This window comes from Trueperella sp. LYQ141 (assembly GCF_046599555.1).
GTDB lineage: Bacteria > Actinomycetota > Actinomycetes > Actinomycetales > Actinomycetaceae > Trueperella.
Genome location: NZ_JBKIWQ010000001.1, coordinates 528,845 through 550,196, shown reverse-complemented (window position 1 = coordinate 550,196; position 21,352 = coordinate 528,845). Strand labels below are relative to the sequence as shown.

Here is a 21,352-nt window from a genome sequence, read left to right as displayed (position 1 = left end):
GAGGTTCGTCGGCATACTGCGGATGTTTTAGGTCTGCCAGATGACGATGAATATACCATCGTAGTATCCGACGAAATCTTCCACTCCACCAACCCAGAATTCACAGATCTTTACCTCTACCAATACAGCGACGGCGAAAAATCCAGCAACGTACTCGCCCTCCCCGCTGACGATCCCCGTATCGAATACCTCCTGACCGAATCACGATCCACAGACCCCACCTCACTAGCACACACCATCCCCACAAAAAACCTCACCGACAACGATCGAGAACTCATCATCTCGAAATACACCCAAGAACAACGCGAAACAACCCGCCACGCTATCGGCAACTTCCTCGAAACAAACCACATCGCAGGAGGATTCAACTTCGACCCCTGGACTGACACATTCATCCTCGGACTCGACACCACACAACTAAACGGCAAAACACTACCCACAACCGACATCCCCATCACAACAGAACAAGCCACAGTCTCCACGTCCGCTTATAACGATGGTATGCAAGCTCCTTATCGTGGAGGCGGAGCAATATACAACTATGGCGGTCAAAGGTGTACCTCGGGTATCCCCGCAATCATGGGGAGTACTCGCGGATATTTCACTGCTGGTCACTGCTTCGATAACGGTGCCCGAATTTATTCCCGCCCACAAGCAGGAGCTAACTACTTCACCGGAAAAGTAACTAGCACCATTGCTTACCCGCGAGTTGATGCCCAATTCATTAGCGGAGTATCTTACGCCGGGCAAGTTATTGTGGATAATTCGGGAACATCTTGGCCGGTAGCAGGCCTTTATCGCTCAGAGACAGGTCCTGGGCATCTTATCTGCTTCACTGGCTCCACTTCCGGCGCCGTATGCGATAACTATGTTCAATCTTACAAAGGCTCATATTGCGATGGAACATGTTACTACAATCTCATCGAGCTTTTCGGTGGTCGCTCATGCCAAAAAGGCGACTCTGGCGGAACGGTATATGGAAAATTCGGTAAACGGGTGAAGGTTAGCGGGATAATTTCCGGTTTTCGAAATCCATTTATCGGTCGCTCAACAACATACGTTACCCCGTGGGAGGCTATTGCTATTGGATACAACGCACGTGTTATCACCGAATAGGAGGTAGCAATATGTTTAGCCACATATCTTCGCGTCTTCGCCAAGTAGGCGCTTGCAGTGTCGGCATATTGTGTTGTTTTGTATTAATAAGTTGCAGTGATACTTACACAGCGCCAACTCTGCCTGGAAGTGATGCCGGCCCAGCTGTAGCCCGTCGCTACACGTTAGAACGGATAGATCTGGGTGAAGGCGAAGCCTGCCCCATCGTCAAACCCGACACCCTAATGATCTTCTCCTCAAAGGTCACAGTCGCCGACGATGGATCATCCATCACTGTTGATGGCGTTACTATCTCCCCTGGTAACGCATTTGAATCCGGCGAAACAAAAGAACTCCCACCCACAACCTGCGGCGGGAAACAATACCAGAAAGTCCTCCACCAATACTTTGGCGGAGTATCCGAGGGAAACTAACCCGTCTTACATGCGTTTAAGGCGTGCCAACAATAAGCAATCACCACTGTGCTAACTGTGTGGAATCAAGGAAAATGGTTCCACACAGTTGCTCCAGATGACGATGTCTAACCGAGTTAATGCATTAGTTTTCAAAACGTGCTCCATATATCGATATTCAGGAGAAAAAATGAAGGCTTCGACTATCGTAGTTATTGGCGGTATTGCGTGCGTGGCTGTTGGATTATCCTGTTCTTTTCTAATGAATGATCCTTCCCCCAATGTTGGTCGTGATGATTTTTCCAATAGCTTTCAGGAGGTTCGTCGGCATACTGCGGATGTTTTAGGTCTGCCAGATGACGATGAATATACCATCGTAGTATCCGACGAAATCTTCCACTCCACCAACCCAGAATTCACAGATCTTTACCTCTACCAATACAGCGACGGCGAAAAATCCAGCAACGTACTCGCCCTCCCCGCTGACGATCCCCGTATCGAATACCTCCTGACCGAATCACGATCCACAGACCCCACCTCACTAGCACACACCATCCCCACAAAAAACCTCACCGACAACGATCGAGAACTCATCATCTCGAAATACACCCAAGAACAACGCGAAACAACCCGCCACGCTATCGGCAACTTCCTCGAAACAAACCACATCGCAGGAGGATTCAACTTCGACCCCTGGACTGACACATTCATCCTCGGACTCGACACCACACAACTAAACGGCAAAACACTACCCACAACCGACATCCCCATCACAACAGAACAAGCCACAGTCTCCAGAGGCTAGGCTCGGGATCGTATTAATCGTTATTGGATGAGAGGAAATAATAGATAGGTATTTACAAGAGAAATGCTAGGCATACATAATATAAAGCACATATCAAACGCAAACGTACCATTTAACGTGATGAGTTACAGCAGAAATGCTTAGCCAATTGATGGCATGCCGTTACCTAAGGCTGCATACTAATGCAGGTAGTAGGTCACATTATCCAGGTTTTATATTCGCCTCTTACATCCAGGAGAAAAGAATACGATGAAACGTCTATCCATCGCATTGATTGGCTGTACCGCCTTATTAAGCGCGAGCGGCATAGCTGTTCTTACCTCAGCTTCCCTTCCAGCCTTTGCTAGCAGTAATAAGGCTCCAATGTCGCAACCTCTAGCAGAAATTTCCGCATCTGATCCCAGTATCTACGACGATTATTCCTATGAAGCGCTAGGGCTTCCAGGCGATGGGCATTACGGTCTAGTAGCGGATGATGCTATCTTCTCTGCAAACTATCCGCAGACCCAAAACCTCAGCGAATATTCAAAGGCGTACTCCGAGTTAGGAAAGACGGTATTGCGTCTCCCGGCAGATCATCCGTTAGTCACTGAACTTAGTACTTCAGTACGCACAGCGGCGCCTTCACCCATTGCACACATTGCCGATACGAATGAAATGGCTAACGCCGAAGTGGTGATCAGTGTTTCTCACTATACGCAAGACGAATATGAGAAATCCTTTGCAATCATTGAAAATTTCCTGCAGTCACATCATTACTCAGGCGTCTTTGCTCCTGAACCATTGAGTGACACGATCTATCTCGGGATCGACTTTTCCCAGGTTGATCCCACTACAGTTCCTGCTACACCTGTTCCCATCACTCTTGAGAATAATGGCGTCATATTGGACTACAATGAAGGTCTACGCCAACCATATCTCGGAGGTGCAGCTATCTGGAACTCCGGCGGAAACAGGTGCACCTCAGGAGCGCCCGCTGCTATTGGAAACACTCGTGGCTACTTTACAGCTGGGCACTGTTTCGATAACGGAGCTCGCATTTACGCCCGTAAAGCCTTAGGTGCCGAGTATTTCACTGGTAAAGTCACCCACCACAATCGGAATCTTGGTGTCGATGCGCAATTTATCAGCGGGGTTACATACTCGGGCAGAGTTATCATCGATAACTCTGGAACATCATGGCCTGTAATTGATATGTATCAACCCTCAAGCGGCAAAAATAATCTCTTATGCTTCACTGGATCAAGTTCTGGCGCCGTTTGTTCAAATCATGTCGCTCAAACAAATATTCGTATTTGTTCAGACTATATGTGCAGTCACGGAATGATTGCCCTCACTGGCGGAGCACATTCTGTTGGCGGCGACTCAGGAGGACCCGTCTATGGCAAATTCGGGCAGAGAGTAAAAATCTCTGGATTAATTAGTGGTCATAGCCCTAACGGTGTCTACACCTACGTGCAATCCTGGAGCAGTATCGTCTCCGCTTTCTCAACTCGCTTAATTAGTAATTGATTGGATTTCAAATATGTATCCATTTAAGCTAAGGCAGGTGGCAGCCCTCGCATTTCTGGCTATCACAGGCGGGGGCTTGTTGACCGGCTGTAGCCACAGTGCGCAAGACGCGGAATATAGCGTTCCCATACTTCCAAATTCTACAAAAGCTGGGATAGATATAGCACGATACTTCACGTTAACGCGCATCGATACTGGCAATGGGGAAGCCTGCCCAATTATTAAGGACGATACGTTAATCATCTTCTCAGTTCCGGCAAGAGTCTCACCCGACGGGAAGACTCTCTTCGTCAATGGTCTATCGCTTAAAGCCGGAGACGAATTCCATGTTAGCGTCCTCGAGCCTGTTGGACCTTATGAGTGTGGTGGCAGGACGTATAACAACGCGGTACACAACTCTTTTGGCGATCCCGCTCAATAATAAAACGATAACCACTGCGACACTATTCAGCCAATATCGGGGCACCCCTTCTCAAAGTGCAAACGAAGACCTATGAATGATTCCTACAAAAACGATCCGCAAACGCCCGAAAACTTCTGACGCGAACAATTCATCGGCATCTAGCTTCACTACTTGTGCCTCAACGAAGCACTAAAACTATGGGGTGGGAGTAGATTTCTCTACTCCCACCCCAGTTATCGTCTTAAGATGCGCTACCTCTTAGGAGAAGTTATTAAAACCGTAGCCATATCCCATTGAGGTATCGTACTCATCCACAGCTCCATAGCCGTACATATCGTCGTAGGAGTCCATACCTGTGAAGGTATGCAACTGCTCGTACTCCGAACGTGCAGCCGAGGTCGGTTCCACATGAACGCGACGCAACTGCTCCAAACCAGTACCAGCCGGAATGAGCTTACCGAGAATAACATTCTCTTTCAGACCATCAAGCGGATCAGACTTGGCGTTCAACGCTGCTTCCGTCAAGACGCGAGTCGTCTCCTGGAAGGAAGCCGCCGAAAGCCAGGAATCTGTTGCCAACGAGGCCTTGGTAATACCCATCAGTTCGGGACGCCCCGAAGCCGGGCGACCGCCTTCCGCGATGGCAGCGCGATTAGCCTGCTCGAACTGAGCCACATCCACCAACTCGCCAGGCAGCAGCGTCGTCGATCCAGCTTCCAGAACAGTTACCCGACGCAACATCTGGCGAACGATAACCTCAATGTGCTTATCGTGGATCTCTACGCCCTGTGAACGGTAGACGCCCTGTACCTCACGGACCAAGTGCAACTGCGCAGTACGGCGACCCGAAATACGCAACACCTTCTTCGGATCAACCGAACCTTCAACGAGCTGCTGACCAACCGGAACATGCGATCCTTCCGGAACGAGCAACTTGGCACGCTTGCCGACGAGATACGTCAGATCTTCGTCGCCGTCATCGCGCTTGATAATCAGGCGACGCGAACGCTCCAAATCCTCAATTTCGAGGCGGCCAGCCGCTTCACAAATCGGCGCTTCGCCCTTAGGGGTACGCGCTTCGAAAAGCTCCTGAACACGCGGCAAACCTTGGGTAATATCTTCTGCCGAAGCCGCGCCGCCGGTGTGGAAGGTACGCATCGTTAGCTGAGTACCAGGCTCACCAATCGACTGTGCGGCAACAATTCCGACCGCTTCACCGATATCAACGAGCTTGCCGGTTGCCAGTGAGCGACCATAACAGGACGCACACGTACCAACACGCGAATCACACGTCAGCACCGAACGCACCGAGATCTGGGTGATACCCGCCGCCAACAGCTTCTCCAAAGCGACATCGCCGATATCCGTACCGGCCTCAACGATGACGTTACCTGCCGCGTCAACAGCGTCCTTTGCCAAGGTTCGTGCATATACCGAGGTATCCACATCGAAGGCCCGCTGCGGTGTTGCTTGTGCCCACTGCTCTGCGGTGGCTTCCTTCTGCGTCATATCCGTCGGCACATCATCCACCAAGACTGTGCGGATCTCGTTGCCGTCAGCATCCGTGGCCACGATCGTCTTGGCCAGACCACGGCTTGTTCCACAGTCAGCTTCGCGAACGATGACGTCTTGGGCCACATCCACCAAACGACGAGTCAGATAACCCGAATCGGCGGTACGCAATGCGGTATCAGCCAGACCCTTACGAGCACCGTGGGTTGCGGTGAAGTATTCCAGAGCCGACAAGCCTTCACGGTAATTCGACTTAATCGGACGCGGAATAATTTCACCCTTCGGATCTGCCACCAGACCACGCATACCGGCAACCTGGCGAATCTGCATCCAGTTACCACGAGCGCCTGAGGAAACCATCTGGTTGATGTTATTGAGGGTATCGAAGTTGTTGCGCATCTCCTGAGCAACCTTATCGGTGACTTCCGTCCACAACGCAACGAGATCGCGACGACGATCCTCATCACGGATGTTACCTTCTTGGAAATCCTGCTCAATACGGGCAGCTTGAACTTCCGCGGCCTCCAAAATCTCAGCCTTATTCTTCGGGCCGACGACGTCCGACACCGCGATGGTCACGCCGGAGCGCCCGCCCCAGTAGAAGCCAGTTTCCTTCAACGCATCCAAGGAAGCCGCTGCATCAACCTTCGGGTAACGCTCAGCGATCTCGTTGACGACGTTGCCCAAAACCTTCTTATCGACAGTCGAGTTCACATAAGGGAAGGTGCTCGGCAGCGCGTCATTGAACAACGCAATACCTAAAGTGGTATTCAAAATGATCGGATCGCCATCTTCGTAGCCCTCCGGCATCTCAAAATCACGCGGCAACACGATTTCGTCGGCCTTCCACCGGATATTGATAGGCGCATTCAGGTGCAACTGCCCCATATCGTAGGCCATCTGTGCTTCGGCTACCGAGGTAAAGTACCGACCAGCGCCGATCTCGTTTTCTCGGATTGTCGTCAGGTGGTACAAACCAATAATCATATCCTGAGCCGGAACGGTAACCGGGCGCCCATCTGAGGGCTTCAGAATGTTGTTTGCCGAGAGCATGAGGATTCGAGCTTCTGCCTGAGCCTCAACCGAAAGCGGCAAATGCACTGCCATTTGATCGCCGTCGAAGTCAGCGTTGAAGGCTGAACAGACCAACGGGTGCAGGCGGATAGCCTTACCTTCAATAAGCTGCGGTTCGAAAGCCTGGATACCCAGACGGTGCAGGGTCGGCGCACGGTTAAGCAGCACCGGATGTTCCTGAATGACCTCTTCTAGAACGTCAAAAACCTCGTCATGCTGACGCTCAATCAGGCGCTTAGCTGCCTTGATATTCTTCGCCAGTTCAAGATCAACCAGACGCTTTTGCACGAACGGCTTGAACAGTTCCAATGCCATCGTCTTTGGCAAACCACACTGATGTAGCTTGAGGGTCGGACCAACGACGATAACCGAACGACCTGAGTAATCAACCCGCTTACCGAGCAGGTTCTGACGGAATCGACCCTGCTTGCCCTTGAGCATATCGGACAGCGACTTCAGGGGGCGATTACCTGCACCCGAAACGGGGCGCCCACGTCGGCCGTTATCAAACAAAGCATCCACTGCTTCTTGGAGCATGCGCTTTTCGTTATTGACCATGATCTCTGGCGCATTGAGATCCAACATGCGCTGCAGACGGTTATTACGGTTAATCACGCGACGGTACAGATCGTTCAAATCCGAGGTCGCAAAACGACCACCATCAAGCTGAACCATCGGGCGCAAATCCGGCGGAATAACTGGAATAGCATCCAGAACCATTGCTTCCGGCGGAGTCTTTGAATGTAAGAACGCATTAACGACCTTGATCCGCTTCAGTGCACGGGTCTTGCGCTGCGCCGTACCATTTTCGATCTGATCGACGAGCAAATCATGCTCAGCCTGCAGATCAAAGGAACGCAACCGGCGCTGAATTGCCTCCGCACCACGCAAAGCAGTGAAGTAATCACCCCAGCGTGCTTCCATTTCGCGGTAGCAATCCTCGTCACCCTCAAGATCGCCGACCTTGAGCTTGGTGAACTTATCCCACACTTCATCCAGACGCGCCAGATCGTTTTCGTACTGGGTACGAACTCGGCGGGTATCGGCCTGCGTGCCACGCTTAATGCGGGACTTTGCCGCAGCGTCAGCACCAGATTCTTCGGCTTCAGCCAGCGCCTTTTCTTCGGCTTTCATGGCGCGCTCAACGGCGACATCGCGTTCGTTTTCCAGATTGCGTCGCTCTAACTCGTATTCGGCAGTCAGCGTCGGCATATCGTCATGACGGCGCTGCTCATCTACATCGGTCACCATATAAGCGGCGAAGTAAATGACCTTCTCAAGATCTTTTGGTGCAATATCAAGCAAATATCCTAAACGAGAGGGCACTCCCTTGAAATACCAAATATGGGTCACTGGCGCTGCCAGTTCAATATGCCCCATCCGCTCGCGACGGACCTTGGAGCGGGTTACCTCCACGCCGCAGCGCTCACAGACAATGCCCTTGAAACGCGGGCGCTTGTACTTGCCGCAGCCACATTCCCAATCACGGGTCGGGCCAAAGATCTGTTCGCCGAACAGACCGTCACGTTCCGGCTTGAGCGTACGGTAATTAATGGTTTCAGGCTTGGTCACAGTGCCGTGCGACCACTTGCGGATGTCATCGGAGGTGGCAAGTGAGATCGACAGCTGATCGAAAAGATTGACGTCGAGCAAGGTTCCTTCTTCCTCAGTTTTTACGCCTGTTTGGGCTGTGCGTCAGTGGCGACGGGCGCTCGCCGCCACTAGCGCAGTAAGTTAGAAGTCAGCGCCAGATTGTAAGTCTTCCAAGCCGGTGGTAATCCCCGCCGACTGTGGCGACTTGAACGCATCGTCATCAGCATCTTGCAAGGTAATCGCATTGCCGGCTGCGTCGAGAGCCTCGACATTCAAGCACAGCGAACGCATTTCTTGCACGAGAACCTTAAAGGATTCCGGCAAGCCAGGCTCGGGCACATTATCGCCCTTCACCACGGCCTCGTAGACCTTGACGCGGCCGACGGTATCGTCCGACTTGATGGTCAGCATTTCCTGGAGGGTGTGCGATGCACCGTATGCCTCCAGGGCCCACACTTCCATCTCACCGAAGCGCTGACCACCGAATTGAGCCTTACCGCCCAGCGGCTGCTGGGTAACCATGGAGTACGGGCCCGTTGAGCGAGCGTGAATCTTATCGTCAACGAGGTGGTGCAACTTCAGCATGTACATGTAGCCCACAGATACCGGCTCCGGGAACGGATCACCAGTACGACCATCAAACAGCCGTGCCTTACCCGTTTCATCAACCAGACGGTCACCGTCACGGTTTGGCAGCGTGCAACCGAGCAGACCCTTGAGAGCATCGGAGCTGACACCATCGAATACTGGCGTTGCCACCGTGCGATCCTTTTCAGCACGAACCGCATTTTCTGGTAGTCGGGTCGCCCATTCTTCGCCGGCTTCACGCGCAGCCGTGGCGTCCCAGCCTTGCTTGGCAACCCAGCCCAAGTGCAATTCGAATACCTGACCAAGGTTCATACGGGAGGGCACACCGAGCGGATTAAGCACGATATCGACGGGCGTTCCGTCTTCCATAAATGGCATATCTTCGATGGGAAGAATACGCGAAATAACGCCCTTATTACCGTGACGACCAGCCATCTTATCGCCAATAATGATCTTGCGGCGCTGAGCAATATGCACCCGGACCGATTCATTGACGTCAGAGTTGCTATTCTCGCCCTTCTTGTGCGAGAACTCTTTGACGGCGATAACAATACCTGATTGACCGTGCGGCACACGCAGCGAGGTATCGCGAACTTCCTTGGCTTTCTCACCGAAGATTGCCCGCAGCAGGCGCTCTTCTGAGGTCAGCTCCGTTTCGCCCTTTGGCGTGATCTTACCGACGAGGATATCGCCTGCAGCAACTTCTGCACCGACGCGAATAATTCCGCGCTCATCCAAGTGAGCGAGCTGATCTGCGCCGACGTTAGGCAGTTCGCGTGTGATCTCTTCAGCACCGAGCTTCGTCTCGCGTGCGTCAACCTCATGTTCCTCAATATGGATTGAGGTCAACAGATCTTCGGACTGGCAACGCTGGGAGACAACAATAGCGTCCTCGTAGTTATAGCCAGACCATGCCATGAACGCAACCAGGAGGTTCTGACCCAGGGCTAGTTCGCCACCTTCGGTTGCTGGACCATCGGCCAGCAGTGAGCCCTTCTCCACACGGTCGCCTTCTGAGACGACAACCTTCTGGTTGGTGCAGTTGCCCGGATTGGAGCGTTCAAACTTCTGCAGTACGTACAGGCGACGGTTTCCGTCATCTTCTTCAACCAAAATGGATTCTGCTTGAACTTCTGCAACGACGCCAGCTTCTTTTGCGACCAGCACATCGCCAGCATCAACAGCCGCACGAGTTTCAATACCCGTACCGACGAGCGGTGCTACTGGCTTAATAAGCGGCACCGCCTGACGTTGCATGTTTGCACCCATCAAGGCGCGGTTTGCATCATCGTGTTCCAGGAACGGAATTGCAGCCGTACCAACAGAAACCATCTGGCGGGCGGAGACGTCCATGTATCCCACTTCGTCAGCAGGAACAAGCGCTGGCTCGCCACCAGGTAGACGGACGAGAATTTCGTCTTCTACGAAGTATCCGTTCTCATCAAGCGGAGCGGAAGCCTGAGCCACGTTGTAGCGATCTTCGTCTGCAGCATCGAGGTAATCGATCTGATCCGTCACTCGACCGTTTTCTACACGGCGATACGGCGTTTCGATAAAGCCGAAAGAATTAACTCGACCATAGGTTGCCAATGAACCGATCAGACCAATGTTCGGACCTTCCGGAGTCTCAATCGGGCACATACGACCATAGTGCGAGGGGTGAACGTCTCGCACTTCCAGCGATGCACGATCACGTGAAAGACCACCCGGACCAAGAGCCGAGAGGCGACGCTTGTGCGTCAAACCGGCTAGCGGATTGTTTTGGTCCATGAACTGGGAAAGCTGAGAAGTCCCGAAGAATTCCTTAATAGCTGCCACAATCGGGCGAATATTAATCAAGGAAGCCGGCGTAATGGCCTCAACCTCTTGGGTAGTCATTCGTTCGCGAACCATGCGGTCCAGACGAGATAGACCCGTGCGCACCTGGTTTTGGATCAGTTCACCAACTGCGCGAATACGACGATTACCGAAGTGGTCGATATCATCGGTTTCAACCGGAACGGACGTGCCGTCAACTGTGGTCACGACCTCTGCTTCACCGGCTTGCAGTGCCAGCAGGTAACGCAGCGTCGCGTTAATATCAGCTAGCGTCAACTGCCGTTCTGTTGCTTCTTCGGGCAGACCTAGCTTCTTGTTGACCTTGTATCGACCAACCTTTGCCAAATCGTAACGCTTGGGGTTCTTGTAGAAGTTGTAGAGCAGGGTACGACCAGCTTCTGCCGTCGGCGGTTCGCCTGGGCGCAGCTTACGGTACAGATCCTGCAGTGCCTCATCTTGGGTATGGACAGTATCTTTCTCCAGGGTGTTAAGCAGGAGCGGGTAATCTGCGAACTCCTCGCGGATTTCACTTTCCGTCATGCCCAGAGCCTTGAGGAACACCGTCACAGACTGCTTGCGCTTACGATCTACTCGAACACCGACGGATTCGCGGCGGTCGATCTCGAATTCCAGCCACGCACCACGCGAAGGAATAATCTTCGTTGAGTAGATCAGCTTATCCGATCCTTTATCGGCAGCACGCTCGTAATACACACCTGGTGAGCGCACGAGCTGAGAAACGACAACACGCTCAGTACCGTTAATAATGAACGTACCTTGCGGGGTCATTAACGGAAAATCGCCGATGAAAGTCGTCTGCTTCTTGATTTCGCCAGTTTCATAATTTTGGAACTCAGCGGTGACGTACAGATTTGCCGAATACGTCAGATCTTGATCTTTGCACTCAGCAATAGAGTACTTCGGCATTTCTAAACTGGGCTGATATAGCAATAAGCCCATCGTTTCTGCAGTATTTTCAATCGGAGAAATCTCGTCGAATACTTCTTCAAGACCAGATTTTTCACCAGGAGCAGCGTTCTGACGCCATTGCTCCGAACCGATAAGCCAGCCGTAAGAGGAGGTCTGCAAACCAAGCAGATCCGGAACGGGTAACGGCTCATTAATCGTGGCAAAAGACACTCGGTCTGACATCAACTTACCGTCAACCACGGTTGTGTTAAAGGTGCGCGAAGCAGCCAAAGGGTGATCCTTCCCTATGTTCTGATAGGCCGTGCGCGCACATCTCATCAGCACATTTTCTTATTTCTGGCTTATTTCCAAGCTGAAATAACCTTCAACAAGCAGAAAAAGGGTACGGCTGAGAAAAGCCCGCGCAAGTTTCAAATCTACTCGTTAAACATAGCAAAAGCTAGCCCCTACCCTGTGGGAGGGGTCACGACGCGTAAAGTTCACGCGATCCTCGAATCACTTCCGGGCTGTCGCAATGCCACCAAGGTTCCTCGATACACGTGAATATGTGAGAGCAATGCTCTTGGATACGACTTTGACATATCTGCCAGCTGATAGCAAGTAGGCACACCTGATTAGCGTGTATTGGGAAGCACCCACGACCAACCGCCAGATTGCTTACCGTATCTTCAACCATCCCCGAAATTCAGGGCGCACTGGCGCATGCACATCCACGGGATGAAAGATCACGCTGTGCGCATGACCCTAACTGGATCGCGCCTACTGGCGATAATTGCTGGACCGCAGGAGGCAATAGCTGCACATATTACCGTCAGGATTACTGTGGCCAGTGCAAAGTCAAGAGGCACACCCACTGCCCTTACGTGCAGGGTTATATATGTAATGACCGCTCCTGCTAATGCCCCTATGCAGGTTTGAACGCATGCCCGTCCCACAACAAGCACAATGAGGGTGGCACGAGAAATACCTAAGGTTCGCCGACGCCCGAGATCTTTGGCATTAATGAGCACATCGGCAAGAACAACAATAAATATGAAGATTGCGCCAGCGCCTTGAATCATAAGGAGTGAGGTCTTAGCAGAAGCCGCCACATTATCAAGAACAGCTAGATTATTTTCCGCTTGTGTTGAGGCTGATCGAATCGTGACCCCCTCACGAGATCCGATTGCAGATAATGCAGCTTGCTCCATAGCGGGAACGTGAGAAAGAGAATCAGCGACCAGGCGCAGCTGAGTAAAATCATTGTCATCAACGGCAGCCAGGACCATCGTCGATAAATCCGTAACCGGCGGATGAGCTACGAAAGTGCCAACAATTGCCCACTGGCGCCCTGCTGAATCCTCAACATAGCCGTATCCCCCACTTAGCCTCAAACGCTCTAAAGCTTCCGTGCCGACGATTGCCTCCCCTGCATGAGGCATACGCCCGGAGGACAATTCGATAACTGGCGCTCCAGAACTCCATAACTGCGCTAATGCAACCGGATCTGATCCTTGCCCAAGCGCACCATTACGCACATCTACAATAGACCCCAATGCGAGCATACTTTCCAGCGTGGAGATGCTCGAAACTATCTCAACTTCAGCCAAGGAATAATTGTCATTGCTGGGATTCATAACCTGCATCATCCGCGCTTCCGGCATTGCAAGCCGAGCTAGCAGCTCTTCTTCAGTACTGATATTTCGCCCGACGATCGCTACCGTAACGGCTCCCGTCAGTGCAGCAACCGCAGCAACCAAAACCGTCGATACCACCATCGCACGCACCGATCTGAGGACCTCAGCACAAATCTCTCCGACTCTCACAGTTCCAGCACCTCGTGCGCTGCGTCGGCGACTTCCCCGTCATGAGTCACAATAATGACGGTTCGACCTGCCTGGCTTGCCTCTAATAAAGCCTCAATAACCACCCACGAATTTTTCGAATCGAGATTCCCGGTGGGTTCGTCAGCAAGAATAATGTGCGGATCATTCATCAGTGCCCGACATAGTGCTACCCGCTGCGCTTGCCCTCCAGAGATCTCCCCCGGACGATGATTACCCCGAGCCGTCACCCCAAAATCTCGAAGATATTGCTGTGCTTTTTCCTCAACTTCCGCCCGTTTATAACCAGCATAAAGAGCCGGTTCGATAACCGAATCAAGGATAGTCCTATGGGGATCCAGCCCAGCATCTTGGAAAACAAATCCGATCCGGTTAGAGCGAATCCGCGATCTCTGCGTATCCGACAAACGCGATACCGGCTCCGCTCCGATTGTGACAACGCCGGATTCTGGGGTCAAAAGTAACCCCAAGATGTAGAGTAGAGTCGATTTTCCTTTTCCAGAATCTCCGACGATTGCCGTCATCTTCCCCGGTGAGAATTCATGACTAAAACCATCAAATAGCACTGGTTCTTTGGGCGCATATCGGAAGCGCAACTCTTTTACCGCGATCGAATCGAACATCATGAGCCCTCATGCGACGAATTCTCGTCAGGAGAGGATGACTCCGCAGGCGAAGATGGCGTCGCTCCAGATACTTGGACGCGCTGCCCCTCGGCTACGCCCTCCACAACCGCCAGACCGTTAGCGATGGTTACCACCTTAACGTCAGTTTCCACCAGGTTTTCTCCGTCAACGACGATAACGTGAGCTTTCCCTTGGGCATCGGTATGGATAGCTGCTAAGGGCACAATCAGACCTGCCGCTTTATTTGAGATGATGACGTCAGTAAACAGCGTAACGTTTTGCCCCGACGGCACAGCCGCACATTCTTGACCACACAATAAACCACCATCTGCAGCCGTCACCGGGATGGCAACATCTTGGGAGGCCCTCGCTTCCCCAGCCACGCCTTCCCAGGTTTTGTCACCAGCATGGACTCGAAGTATCGTCCCCGTAGGAATCAGTTTTGCTTGCGCCTCCGAGGTATGTATAACGAAACTTGGCGAGCCAGAGCTAACTGATAGGAGCTTCTCTCCTCCTTGCATGGAAGCGCCTACGTACAGCGCATCAGATTTTGCTACGAGTGATTGACCATTTTCAGCAACGGCGACTAACTCACCAAAAGCCGCTTCTCCAGTCTGTGCCATACCAAGGCTCTTTTGCCAGCTTCGCAGTGCGGCCGCAGTCACCTGCGTAAATGAGGCACTCTCAGGGTTAGTTCCATAACCAAGGTCTGATAAGCAACGATTGAGCGCTTGAACGTCATCTCCAGTGCTACCAACCGTCAAAGCTCGCCAAAATGGCGTCTGGCTCACTACTGCCCGTACTGGTACATCATTAACTTTGTAGAGTATGCCACCTTGTGAAACTGCTGAAAGGTCGCCAATATGCGTGACCGTTCCCGCTATTTGATTGGCAACGAGTGGCACAGTATCGCGTTCCACACTCGTCATTACTGTGATGGTGCGCCCCAGCTCCCCTTTCGTCACTTCAACGGTCGAGACTTCTGTTGAAAAGCTCTCGCTTTGCGGCGGAACTAAGGTAGTATGCCCTGCCCAAAATGCCACGATAGCAACCAACAACACACCAATGACGGCAAGACCCGTTTTACGTAAACTCATACCTACCTCACTCCATACATGAATTCATCGGGCGGATAGGCTGGGCAGTGCTCGTCAAGTTCCCATTGGTCAGATAGCGGGAAAGACATCGACGCCGTTGGAGGCCACCAGTCAACACGATCAGGGGTAAAGAATTTCTCGATAAAAAGCTCCTTGGTTGGCTGTTTAGCATTATCAACCGTATATCCAGCATCCGCCATACACGGAGTGTAATACTGCGTCCAATAGTCATAAACCAAACTAAGCTGATCCTCATTCCAATCCGTCACAAAAGCCGGATCCGGAGGATACAAAGCACTACATTCGTAATACGCGAGATTCAACGCCTCCGTCTGGCTATCAGGAACCCCCGGAGAATAGTGAATCCCTCCATTGGGGTCTGATTCAGCTGAAAATCCACGATCTACTAAGCATTGAGCTAAAGATGTGGAAGCCTCTTTTTTCGTCACAGGAAAACGAATAGGCTCAGCAACCTTTGGAGGATTATCCATATCTAACTGTCGAGCAAGTTCTGGCAGATAGGAACTCAACCATGCACGCTTGTCTTCTTCTGTCATCACCGGCAGAGAAACCTTTACAGTCGGCTGCCACTCATGGGGATTCCACTTAGAAAGATCAGCAACTTCCTTACTAGAAGCCGAAGAAGGCACCTCAGATTTACTAGAACCACCACACGCAACAAGACCAAAAAGCCCCACAACGCCAGCAAACAAAACAATCAGATTTCTCTTCACTGCTACATACCTCCATGCGTGGTTCTTACTATCTTTATTCTTAGCTATTTCCCCACCCTGTTCACAGGCGTACTCGATACCTCATGGGTGTAGATTTGATTTCTCCCTTATCTAAATGAAAGTCAACAAACAGAAAAGGTATATCGCAGCGCGAACGCTATCCAGACCTTGGTAGAAACTCCCCTTCTTTCGATACAGCGTTACCGCACTCCATACATGAATTCATCCGGTGGATAAGGCGGGCAGTGCTCGACTAATTCCCATTGCTCATCCATCGGAAGAAGACCTGAAAAGTTAGAAGGCCACCAGTTAATACGATCAGGGGTAAAGAATTTCTCAATAAAAAGTTCCTTGGTTGGCTGTTTAGAATTATCAACTGTATATCCAGCATCCGCCATACACGGAGTGTAATACTGCGTCCAATAGTCATAAACCAAAGCAAGCTGATCCTCATTCCAATCCGTCACAAAAGCCGGATCCGGAGGATACAAAGCATTACATTCATACCATGCAAGATTCAACGCCTCCGTCTGACTATCAGGAACCCCCGGAGAATAATACGTTCCTCCATCAGGACCGGCTTTCGCATTAAACCCGCGATCAGTCAGACATGCCGCAAGTTCTTCATGATATTCCTTTCTCGATGTCGCAAAACGTATCGGCTCAATTCCTTCAGGGGGATTCGAGATATTATCCGACCTCGCCAGATTTGCAAGATACGACCGTAGCCACTGCCTTTTCTCCGAATCCGACATCACCGGCAGGGAAACCTTCACAGTTGGCTTCCACTCATGAGGATTCCACTTAGAAAGATCAACAGCTTCCTTACTAGAAGACGAAGAAGGCACCTCAGACTCACTAGAACCACCGCCACACGCAACAAGACCAAAAAGCCCCACAACGCCAGCAAACACAGCAAACAGACCCCTCTTCATCCTTACATAACCTTCCTAAGTGGTTTCCGTTTCCTTTCCTAACCGATTAAAGCAGGAGCACACAGACCATGCGTGCCTTCCCATGACAGCCAATCCGAATTAGCCCACCACGGCATGGTTCCACCAGATTTAACAAACCCTTGCGCAACATATCGGTCGCTATTATTAAAAACGGTTTTCCCAGCAACCTTCAGATGCATCCTAGTCAAGCGTTGCTGCGTTCCCTGCACACCATTAACAGCACCCGTTGAACCACACGATTGCGTACCCTCCTTGGTTCCCGCACTTGCCGGAACAGCCGTAGCACCAAGGGCAGCACAAGCAGTGAGTAAAATAATCACTAATCTTTTCATGGGAGACTCCTTTATCTCACATAGCCGATTGATTGTTCACCCAGAATACAGGCGTGGCACACATCACGCAATAGGAAATTGAAAAATCCATCTAATAAGCAAAACTTTGCCGCACATAACAAAGAGTCCTAGGGAATTCTCCCTAGGACTCTTTGATCTTATTATGCGGCTAACCGCGATAATTACTTGAGCTCGACGGTCGCGCCAGCGCCTTCCAGCTGCTCCTTGGCCTTCTCAGCGGTTTCCTTGTTAACGCCTTCGAGAACCGGCTTGGGGGCTTCATCAACGAGAGCCTTGGCTTCCTTCAAACCGAGGGAGGTCAAAGCGCGAACTTCCTTGATGACGGCAATCTTGGTGGAGCCAGCCGAAGCGAGGATGACATCGAACTCATCCTTCTCTTCTTCAGCCGCAGCGGCTTCGCCACCAGCAGCAGCCGGAGCAGCAACCGCAACAGGAGCGGCAGCCTCAACGTCGAATTCTTCTTCAAACTTCTTCACGAAGTCGCTCAGCTCAACGAGGGTGAGCTCCTTGAACGCTTCGATAAGCTCTTCAGCAGTGAGCTTGGCCATGTCTGACCTTCCTTCCTTTTGCCTACCTGGCAGGCAATTACCTTAAAACCGAATTATTCAGTAGTTTTTCTTGCCACCACTTAGGCAGCGGTTTCCTGCTTCTCGCGCAGGGCGTCAACGGTACGAACCGTCTTCAAGGCGGGTGCCTTAAAGACGAATGCAGCCTTGACCATCGTCGCCTTGAGGGCGCCGGCGGCCTTCGCAAGCAGAACTTCACGCGACTCAAGATCTGCGAGCTGGGAAACACCTGCGGCATCCAACCGCACGCCTTCCATTACACCAGACTTGATAACAAGCTTGTCATTTTCCTTGGCGAAGTTCTTGAATGCCTTAGCTGCGGAAGCGATGTCACCGGTGACGAATGCCAAAGCAGTTGGCCCCTTGAGGTCGTCATCAATGCCCTCAATGCCAGCCTCTTTAGCTGCGATACGCGCCAGCGTGTTCTTGGTGACGTGATACCGAACGTCAGTTCCGAGCGAGCGACGCAGAGTCTTCATCTGCTTCACGCTCAAACCGCGGTATTCCGTCAGAAGAACAGCATCCGCTTCACGGAACAGATCCGTAAGCAGCGCGATCTCTGCCGACTTGTCGGTCCGTGCCATGGGACCTCCTTCCGATTAACTTGCCACAGGCTCAAGCAATAAAAAACCTCGCGCACACAGGCACGAGGGCAAAGCGTGAAGATTACACAGAGGCAATCAGCACTGCATATTTCATACCTGCGCGGGCTTCGATTACTCGAACTCAACTCCCAAAGGAGACCTGCGGTCTTGGGCAACAATCACCATATCTTGCTCTTGACCTAATTCTCAAGATAAGAACACGAAGCGTGCGAGAGATAACAATTGGGGGATGCATAACTGCATCCCCCAATTGTTTCGATTAGTTCCCGCATACGCGGGTCATGCGACTATTCTTCCTCAGCGCGAGCCTTGGTGACATCAACTCGGATGCCCGGACCCATCGTGGTGGAAACCGTCGCCTTGCGCACATAACGCCCCTTTGCCGCAGCCGGCTTCAGACGCAAAACCTCTTCGTGCACCGCGATGTAATTATCCATCAACTGATCCACAGTAAACGAGGTATTGCCGACGATGAAAGCGAGATTTCCATGCTTATCGACACGGAATTCCACGCGGCCGCCCTTAATATCCGAAACAGCCTTCGCCACATCCATCGTCACGGTGCCCGTCTTCGGATTTGGCATCAAACCACGCGGACCAAGAACGCGACCCAAACGGCCAACCTTACCCATCATATCCGGCGTCGCGACAGCGGCATCGAAATCCGTCCATCCGCCAGCGACCTTCTCAATGAGATCATCATCGCCGACTTCATCTGCTCCGGCTTCCAAGGCTTCCTGGGCACGCGGACCAGCCGCGAAAACGATCACGCGAGCAGTCTTGCCCGTACCGTGCGGCAAATTGACCGTGCCACGCACCAACTGATCTGCCTTGCGCGGATCAACGCCCAGGCGATACATCACTTCGACGGTGGCATCGAAAGAGGTGATGGAGGTCTTCTTAGCGAGATCCATTGCCTCGCGCGGGGTGTACAGCTCACCTGGCTGAATCAGCTCGGCGGCTTTGCGATACTTCTTTGAGCGCTTTGCCATTCTGCTTTTCTCCTTTGGCAGTCGTGGGAAACGAGCCAGCTCTCGGCCCTACCACGGCGAGTTTCCTCGCTAATTAGATTTCGTCAGTGGTCACGCCCATCGAACGAGCCGTACCCGCAATAATGCGTGCAGCGTTGTCGATGTCGTTGGCGTTCAGATCGGGTTCTTTCGTCTTAGCAATCTCACGCAACTGATCGGCAGTCAGGTGAGCAACTTTCGTCGTATGCGGAACGCTAGAACCTTTCTTGATTCCCGCTGCCTTCTTAATGAGATCAGCAGCCGGCGGAGTCTTGGTGATGAAATCGAACGAGCGATCTTCATAAACCGTAATCTCAACCGGAATAATGTTTCCGCGCATGGATTCCGTTGCCGCGTTGTACGCCTTGCAGAAATCCATAATGTTCACACCATGCTGACCCAAAGCCGGGCCAATCGGTGGTGCAGGGGTTGCGCCTCCAGCATCGATCTGGAGCTTGATCAGCCCTGCAACCTTCTTCTTCGGTGGCATATTTGATCCTTCTTTATTTCTCGTACCCCATCATCATGGCAACAATGATGGGCGCCCTTCATGATTCATCCGTGGACGTCAACCGACGTTGACTGCGCGCGTTGGAGACGTGCGCGTTAATCCATCTTCTGAACCTGGTTGAAGGACAAATCGACCGGGGTTTCCTGGCCGACAAGCGTCATGAGCACGGTGAGCCGCTGGTTCACCGCATCAACCTGTGAAATTGTAGCTGGCATTCCTACCCACGGCTCGGTGGTAAGCGTCACCGTCTCGCCAATCTCGTATTCGGTAACCAGCTCAGGAGCACCTGATTGCACCGGCTTACCAGCTTTAATCGCGGCCGCCGCTGCCTCCTGCTCAACAACAGGGGTGAGCATCTGCACAATCTCTCGCTCGGTTAACGCTACCGGCGATCGACCGTTACCAACAAAACCCGTCACGCCATTGATATCCTGAACAACTCGCCACGAATCATCCGTCAGTTCCATGCGCACCAAGGTGTATCCCGGCATACGAACGCGCGAGACGAGCTTATTCTTGCCCTTCTTAACCTCGATAGTTTCTTCCATTGGGACTTGAACTTCGAAGATGTAATCTTCCATGTTCATCGTCACACGCCGAAACTCAATATCCTGCTTCACACGATTCTCATACCCAGCGTAGGTATGCAGGACGTACCACTTACCCGGCAAGCCACGAATACGCTGGCGAACCGTCTCTTCCGTGACAACACCATCCTCGGGCGCGTCAGCAACCTGCTCAGGCTCAGCTTGCGGGCGCTCCGCTTCAGGTTCCGCGCGTTCAGCTTCGTCACCATCGAGAAGCTGAGCATCCTCGTGGAACTCATCGAGAGACATTTTCCCTACTTTCTTTGCGTGAGATCGGTTATGAGTTTGTGTGCTAGGAATTAGCTGAAAATCCAGAACATCGCCTGGTTGAACACCAAATCAATGACGTAGACGAAAGCCATCACCACGGCGACAAAGAATACGACGGTCAAGAAGAGCTGCCACAGTTCCGCGCGGGTGGGGCGCTGAACCTTCTTGAACTCGCCAAGCACTTGCTTGAAGAAGATGACAATGCGCTGCCACAGGCTCTTATCCTTGCTGGCCTTTACTTTCGGCGCACGCGCTTCAGATGCTGCTTGACTCACCAGATCATCCTTCCGATTCGTATGTAGAAAACGGCCCGAATCGGGCCGCCTTCATCGCAGGGCAGGAGGGACTCGAACCCACAACCGCCGGTTTTGGAGACCGGTGCGCTACCAATTGCGCCACTACCCTAGAGCAAACGCCACGCCTCTATTATGCCTGAGGGCAACGCGATATTGCCAATACCGCTCAGCAACT

General features: G+C 52.0%; 19 protein-coding genes and 1 tRNA gene. 5 read left to right on the top strand and 15 right to left on the bottom strand.

Features of this window, described 5'->3' with window-relative positions; genetic code table 11:
- The 5 genes from ACLHIJ_RS02220 to ACLHIJ_RS02200 all read left to right on the top strand — a co-directional run.
- A partial coding sequence (locus ACLHIJ_RS02220; protein ID WP_411298378.1) for a hypothetical protein occupies positions 1–1,116 on the top strand: 1,116 nt, incomplete at its 5' end.
- A gap of 224 nt (positions 1,117–1,340) precedes the next feature.
- Positions 1,341–1,529, top strand: coding sequence for a hypothetical protein (locus tag ACLHIJ_RS02215; RefSeq protein ID WP_411297439.1), 189 nt, complete (start codon positions 1,341–1,343; stop codon positions 1,527–1,529).
- Between the two features lie 169 nt (positions 1,530–1,698).
- A complete protein-coding gene (locus ACLHIJ_RS02210) occupies positions 1,699–2,313 on the top strand; it encodes a hypothetical protein (RefSeq protein ID WP_411298377.1) in 615 nt (204 codons plus the stop codon).
- Positions 2,314–2,562: 249 nt separating this feature from the next.
- On the top strand, positions 2,563–3,825 hold the full coding sequence (locus ACLHIJ_RS02205) for a hypothetical protein (RefSeq protein ID WP_411297520.1): 1,263 nt from the start codon (positions 2,563–2,565) through the stop codon (positions 3,823–3,825).
- Positions 3,826–3,862: 37 nt separating this feature from the next.
- The gene (locus ACLHIJ_RS02200) at positions 3,863–4,246 is read left to right on the top strand and encodes a hypothetical protein (RefSeq protein WP_411297521.1); all 384 of its coding nucleotides are present in this window, start codon (positions 3,863–3,865) and stop codon (positions 4,244–4,246) included.
- A 240-nt stretch (positions 4,247–4,486) separates the two neighbouring features.
- Here the strand turns inward: ACLHIJ_RS02200 and rpoC are convergent, their stop codons facing one another.
- The 15 genes from rpoC to ACLHIJ_RS02125 form a co-directional block, all read right to left on the bottom strand.
- Entirely contained in the window at positions 4,487–8,467 is a 3,981-nt protein-coding gene (rpoC, locus tag ACLHIJ_RS02195; RefSeq protein WP_411297522.1) for a DNA-directed RNA polymerase subunit beta', read from the bottom strand.
- A gap of 81 nt (positions 8,468–8,548) precedes the next feature.
- Complete coding sequence (locus ACLHIJ_RS02190) at positions 8,549–12,013, bottom strand: DNA-directed RNA polymerase subunit beta (RefSeq protein WP_411297523.1); 3,465 nt, start codon at positions 12,011–12,013, stop codon at positions 8,549–8,551.
- Between the two features lie 455 nt (positions 12,014–12,468).
- Entirely contained in the window at positions 12,469–13,548 is a 1,080-nt protein-coding gene (locus tag ACLHIJ_RS02185; RefSeq protein WP_411298376.1) for a hypothetical protein, read from the bottom strand.
- Positions 13,545–14,192 (bottom strand): ABC transporter ATP-binding protein, encoded by a 648-nt coding sequence (locus tag ACLHIJ_RS02180; RefSeq protein ID WP_411298375.1) that lies wholly within the window; start codon positions 14,190–14,192, stop codon positions 13,545–13,547. The genes ACLHIJ_RS02185 and ACLHIJ_RS02180 overlap by 4 nt, the downstream gene beginning before the upstream one ends.
- On the bottom strand, positions 14,189–15,289 hold the full coding sequence (locus tag ACLHIJ_RS02175) for a peptidoglycan-binding domain-containing protein (protein ID WP_411298374.1): 1,101 nt from the start codon (positions 15,287–15,289) through the stop codon (positions 14,189–14,191). The genes ACLHIJ_RS02180 and ACLHIJ_RS02175 overlap by 4 nt, the downstream gene beginning before the upstream one ends.
- 2 nt (positions 15,290–15,291) lie before the next feature.
- Positions 15,292–16,023 carry a hypothetical protein gene (locus tag ACLHIJ_RS02170; protein WP_411298373.1) on the bottom strand — a complete coding sequence of 244 codons (732 nt, stop codon included), beginning with the start codon at positions 16,021–16,023 and terminating at the stop codon, positions 15,292–15,294.
- Positions 16,024–16,223: 200 nt separating this feature from the next.
- A complete protein-coding gene (locus ACLHIJ_RS02165) occupies positions 16,224–16,958 on the bottom strand; it encodes a hypothetical protein (RefSeq protein WP_411298372.1) in 735 nt (244 codons plus the stop codon).
- Between the two features lie 38 nt (positions 16,959–16,996).
- The gene (locus ACLHIJ_RS02160; protein WP_411298371.1) at positions 16,997–17,311 is read right to left on the bottom strand and encodes a hypothetical protein; all 315 of its coding nucleotides are present in this window, start codon (positions 17,309–17,311) and stop codon (positions 16,997–16,999) included.
- A gap of 182 nt (positions 17,312–17,493) precedes the next feature.
- Positions 17,494–17,880 (bottom strand): 50S ribosomal protein L7/L12, encoded by a 387-nt coding sequence (rplL, locus tag ACLHIJ_RS02155; RefSeq protein WP_411297529.1) that lies wholly within the window; start codon positions 17,878–17,880, stop codon positions 17,494–17,496.
- 80 nt (positions 17,881–17,960) lie between these two features.
- The gene (gene rplJ / locus ACLHIJ_RS02150) at positions 17,961–18,482 is read right to left on the bottom strand and encodes a 50S ribosomal protein L10 (RefSeq protein ID WP_411297530.1); all 522 of its coding nucleotides are present in this window, start codon (positions 18,480–18,482) and stop codon (positions 17,961–17,963) included.
- A 308-nt stretch (positions 18,483–18,790) separates the two neighbouring features.
- Entirely contained in the window at positions 18,791–19,495 is a 705-nt protein-coding gene (gene rplA, locus ACLHIJ_RS02145) for a 50S ribosomal protein L1 (RefSeq protein WP_411297531.1), read from the bottom strand.
- Positions 19,496–19,568: 73 nt separating this feature from the next.
- Complete coding sequence (gene rplK / locus ACLHIJ_RS02140) at positions 19,569–20,003, bottom strand: 50S ribosomal protein L11 (RefSeq protein ID WP_411297532.1); 435 nt, start codon at positions 20,001–20,003, stop codon at positions 19,569–19,571.
- A 116-nt stretch (positions 20,004–20,119) separates the two neighbouring features.
- Positions 20,120–20,860: a transcription termination/antitermination protein NusG gene (nusG, locus tag ACLHIJ_RS02135; protein WP_411297533.1), complete on the bottom strand. Its 741-nt coding sequence runs from the start codon at positions 20,858–20,860 to the stop codon at positions 20,120–20,122.
- Positions 20,861–20,910: 50 nt separating this feature from the next.
- Positions 20,911–21,156, bottom strand: a complete 246-nt coding sequence (secE, locus tag ACLHIJ_RS02130) for a preprotein translocase subunit SecE (RefSeq protein WP_411297534.1) — start codon at positions 21,154–21,156, stop codon at positions 20,911–20,913.
- Between the two features lie 57 nt (positions 21,157–21,213).
- A tRNA-Trp gene (locus ACLHIJ_RS02125) sits at positions 21,214–21,286 on the bottom strand.
- Positions 21,287–21,352 lie beyond the last annotated feature (66 nt).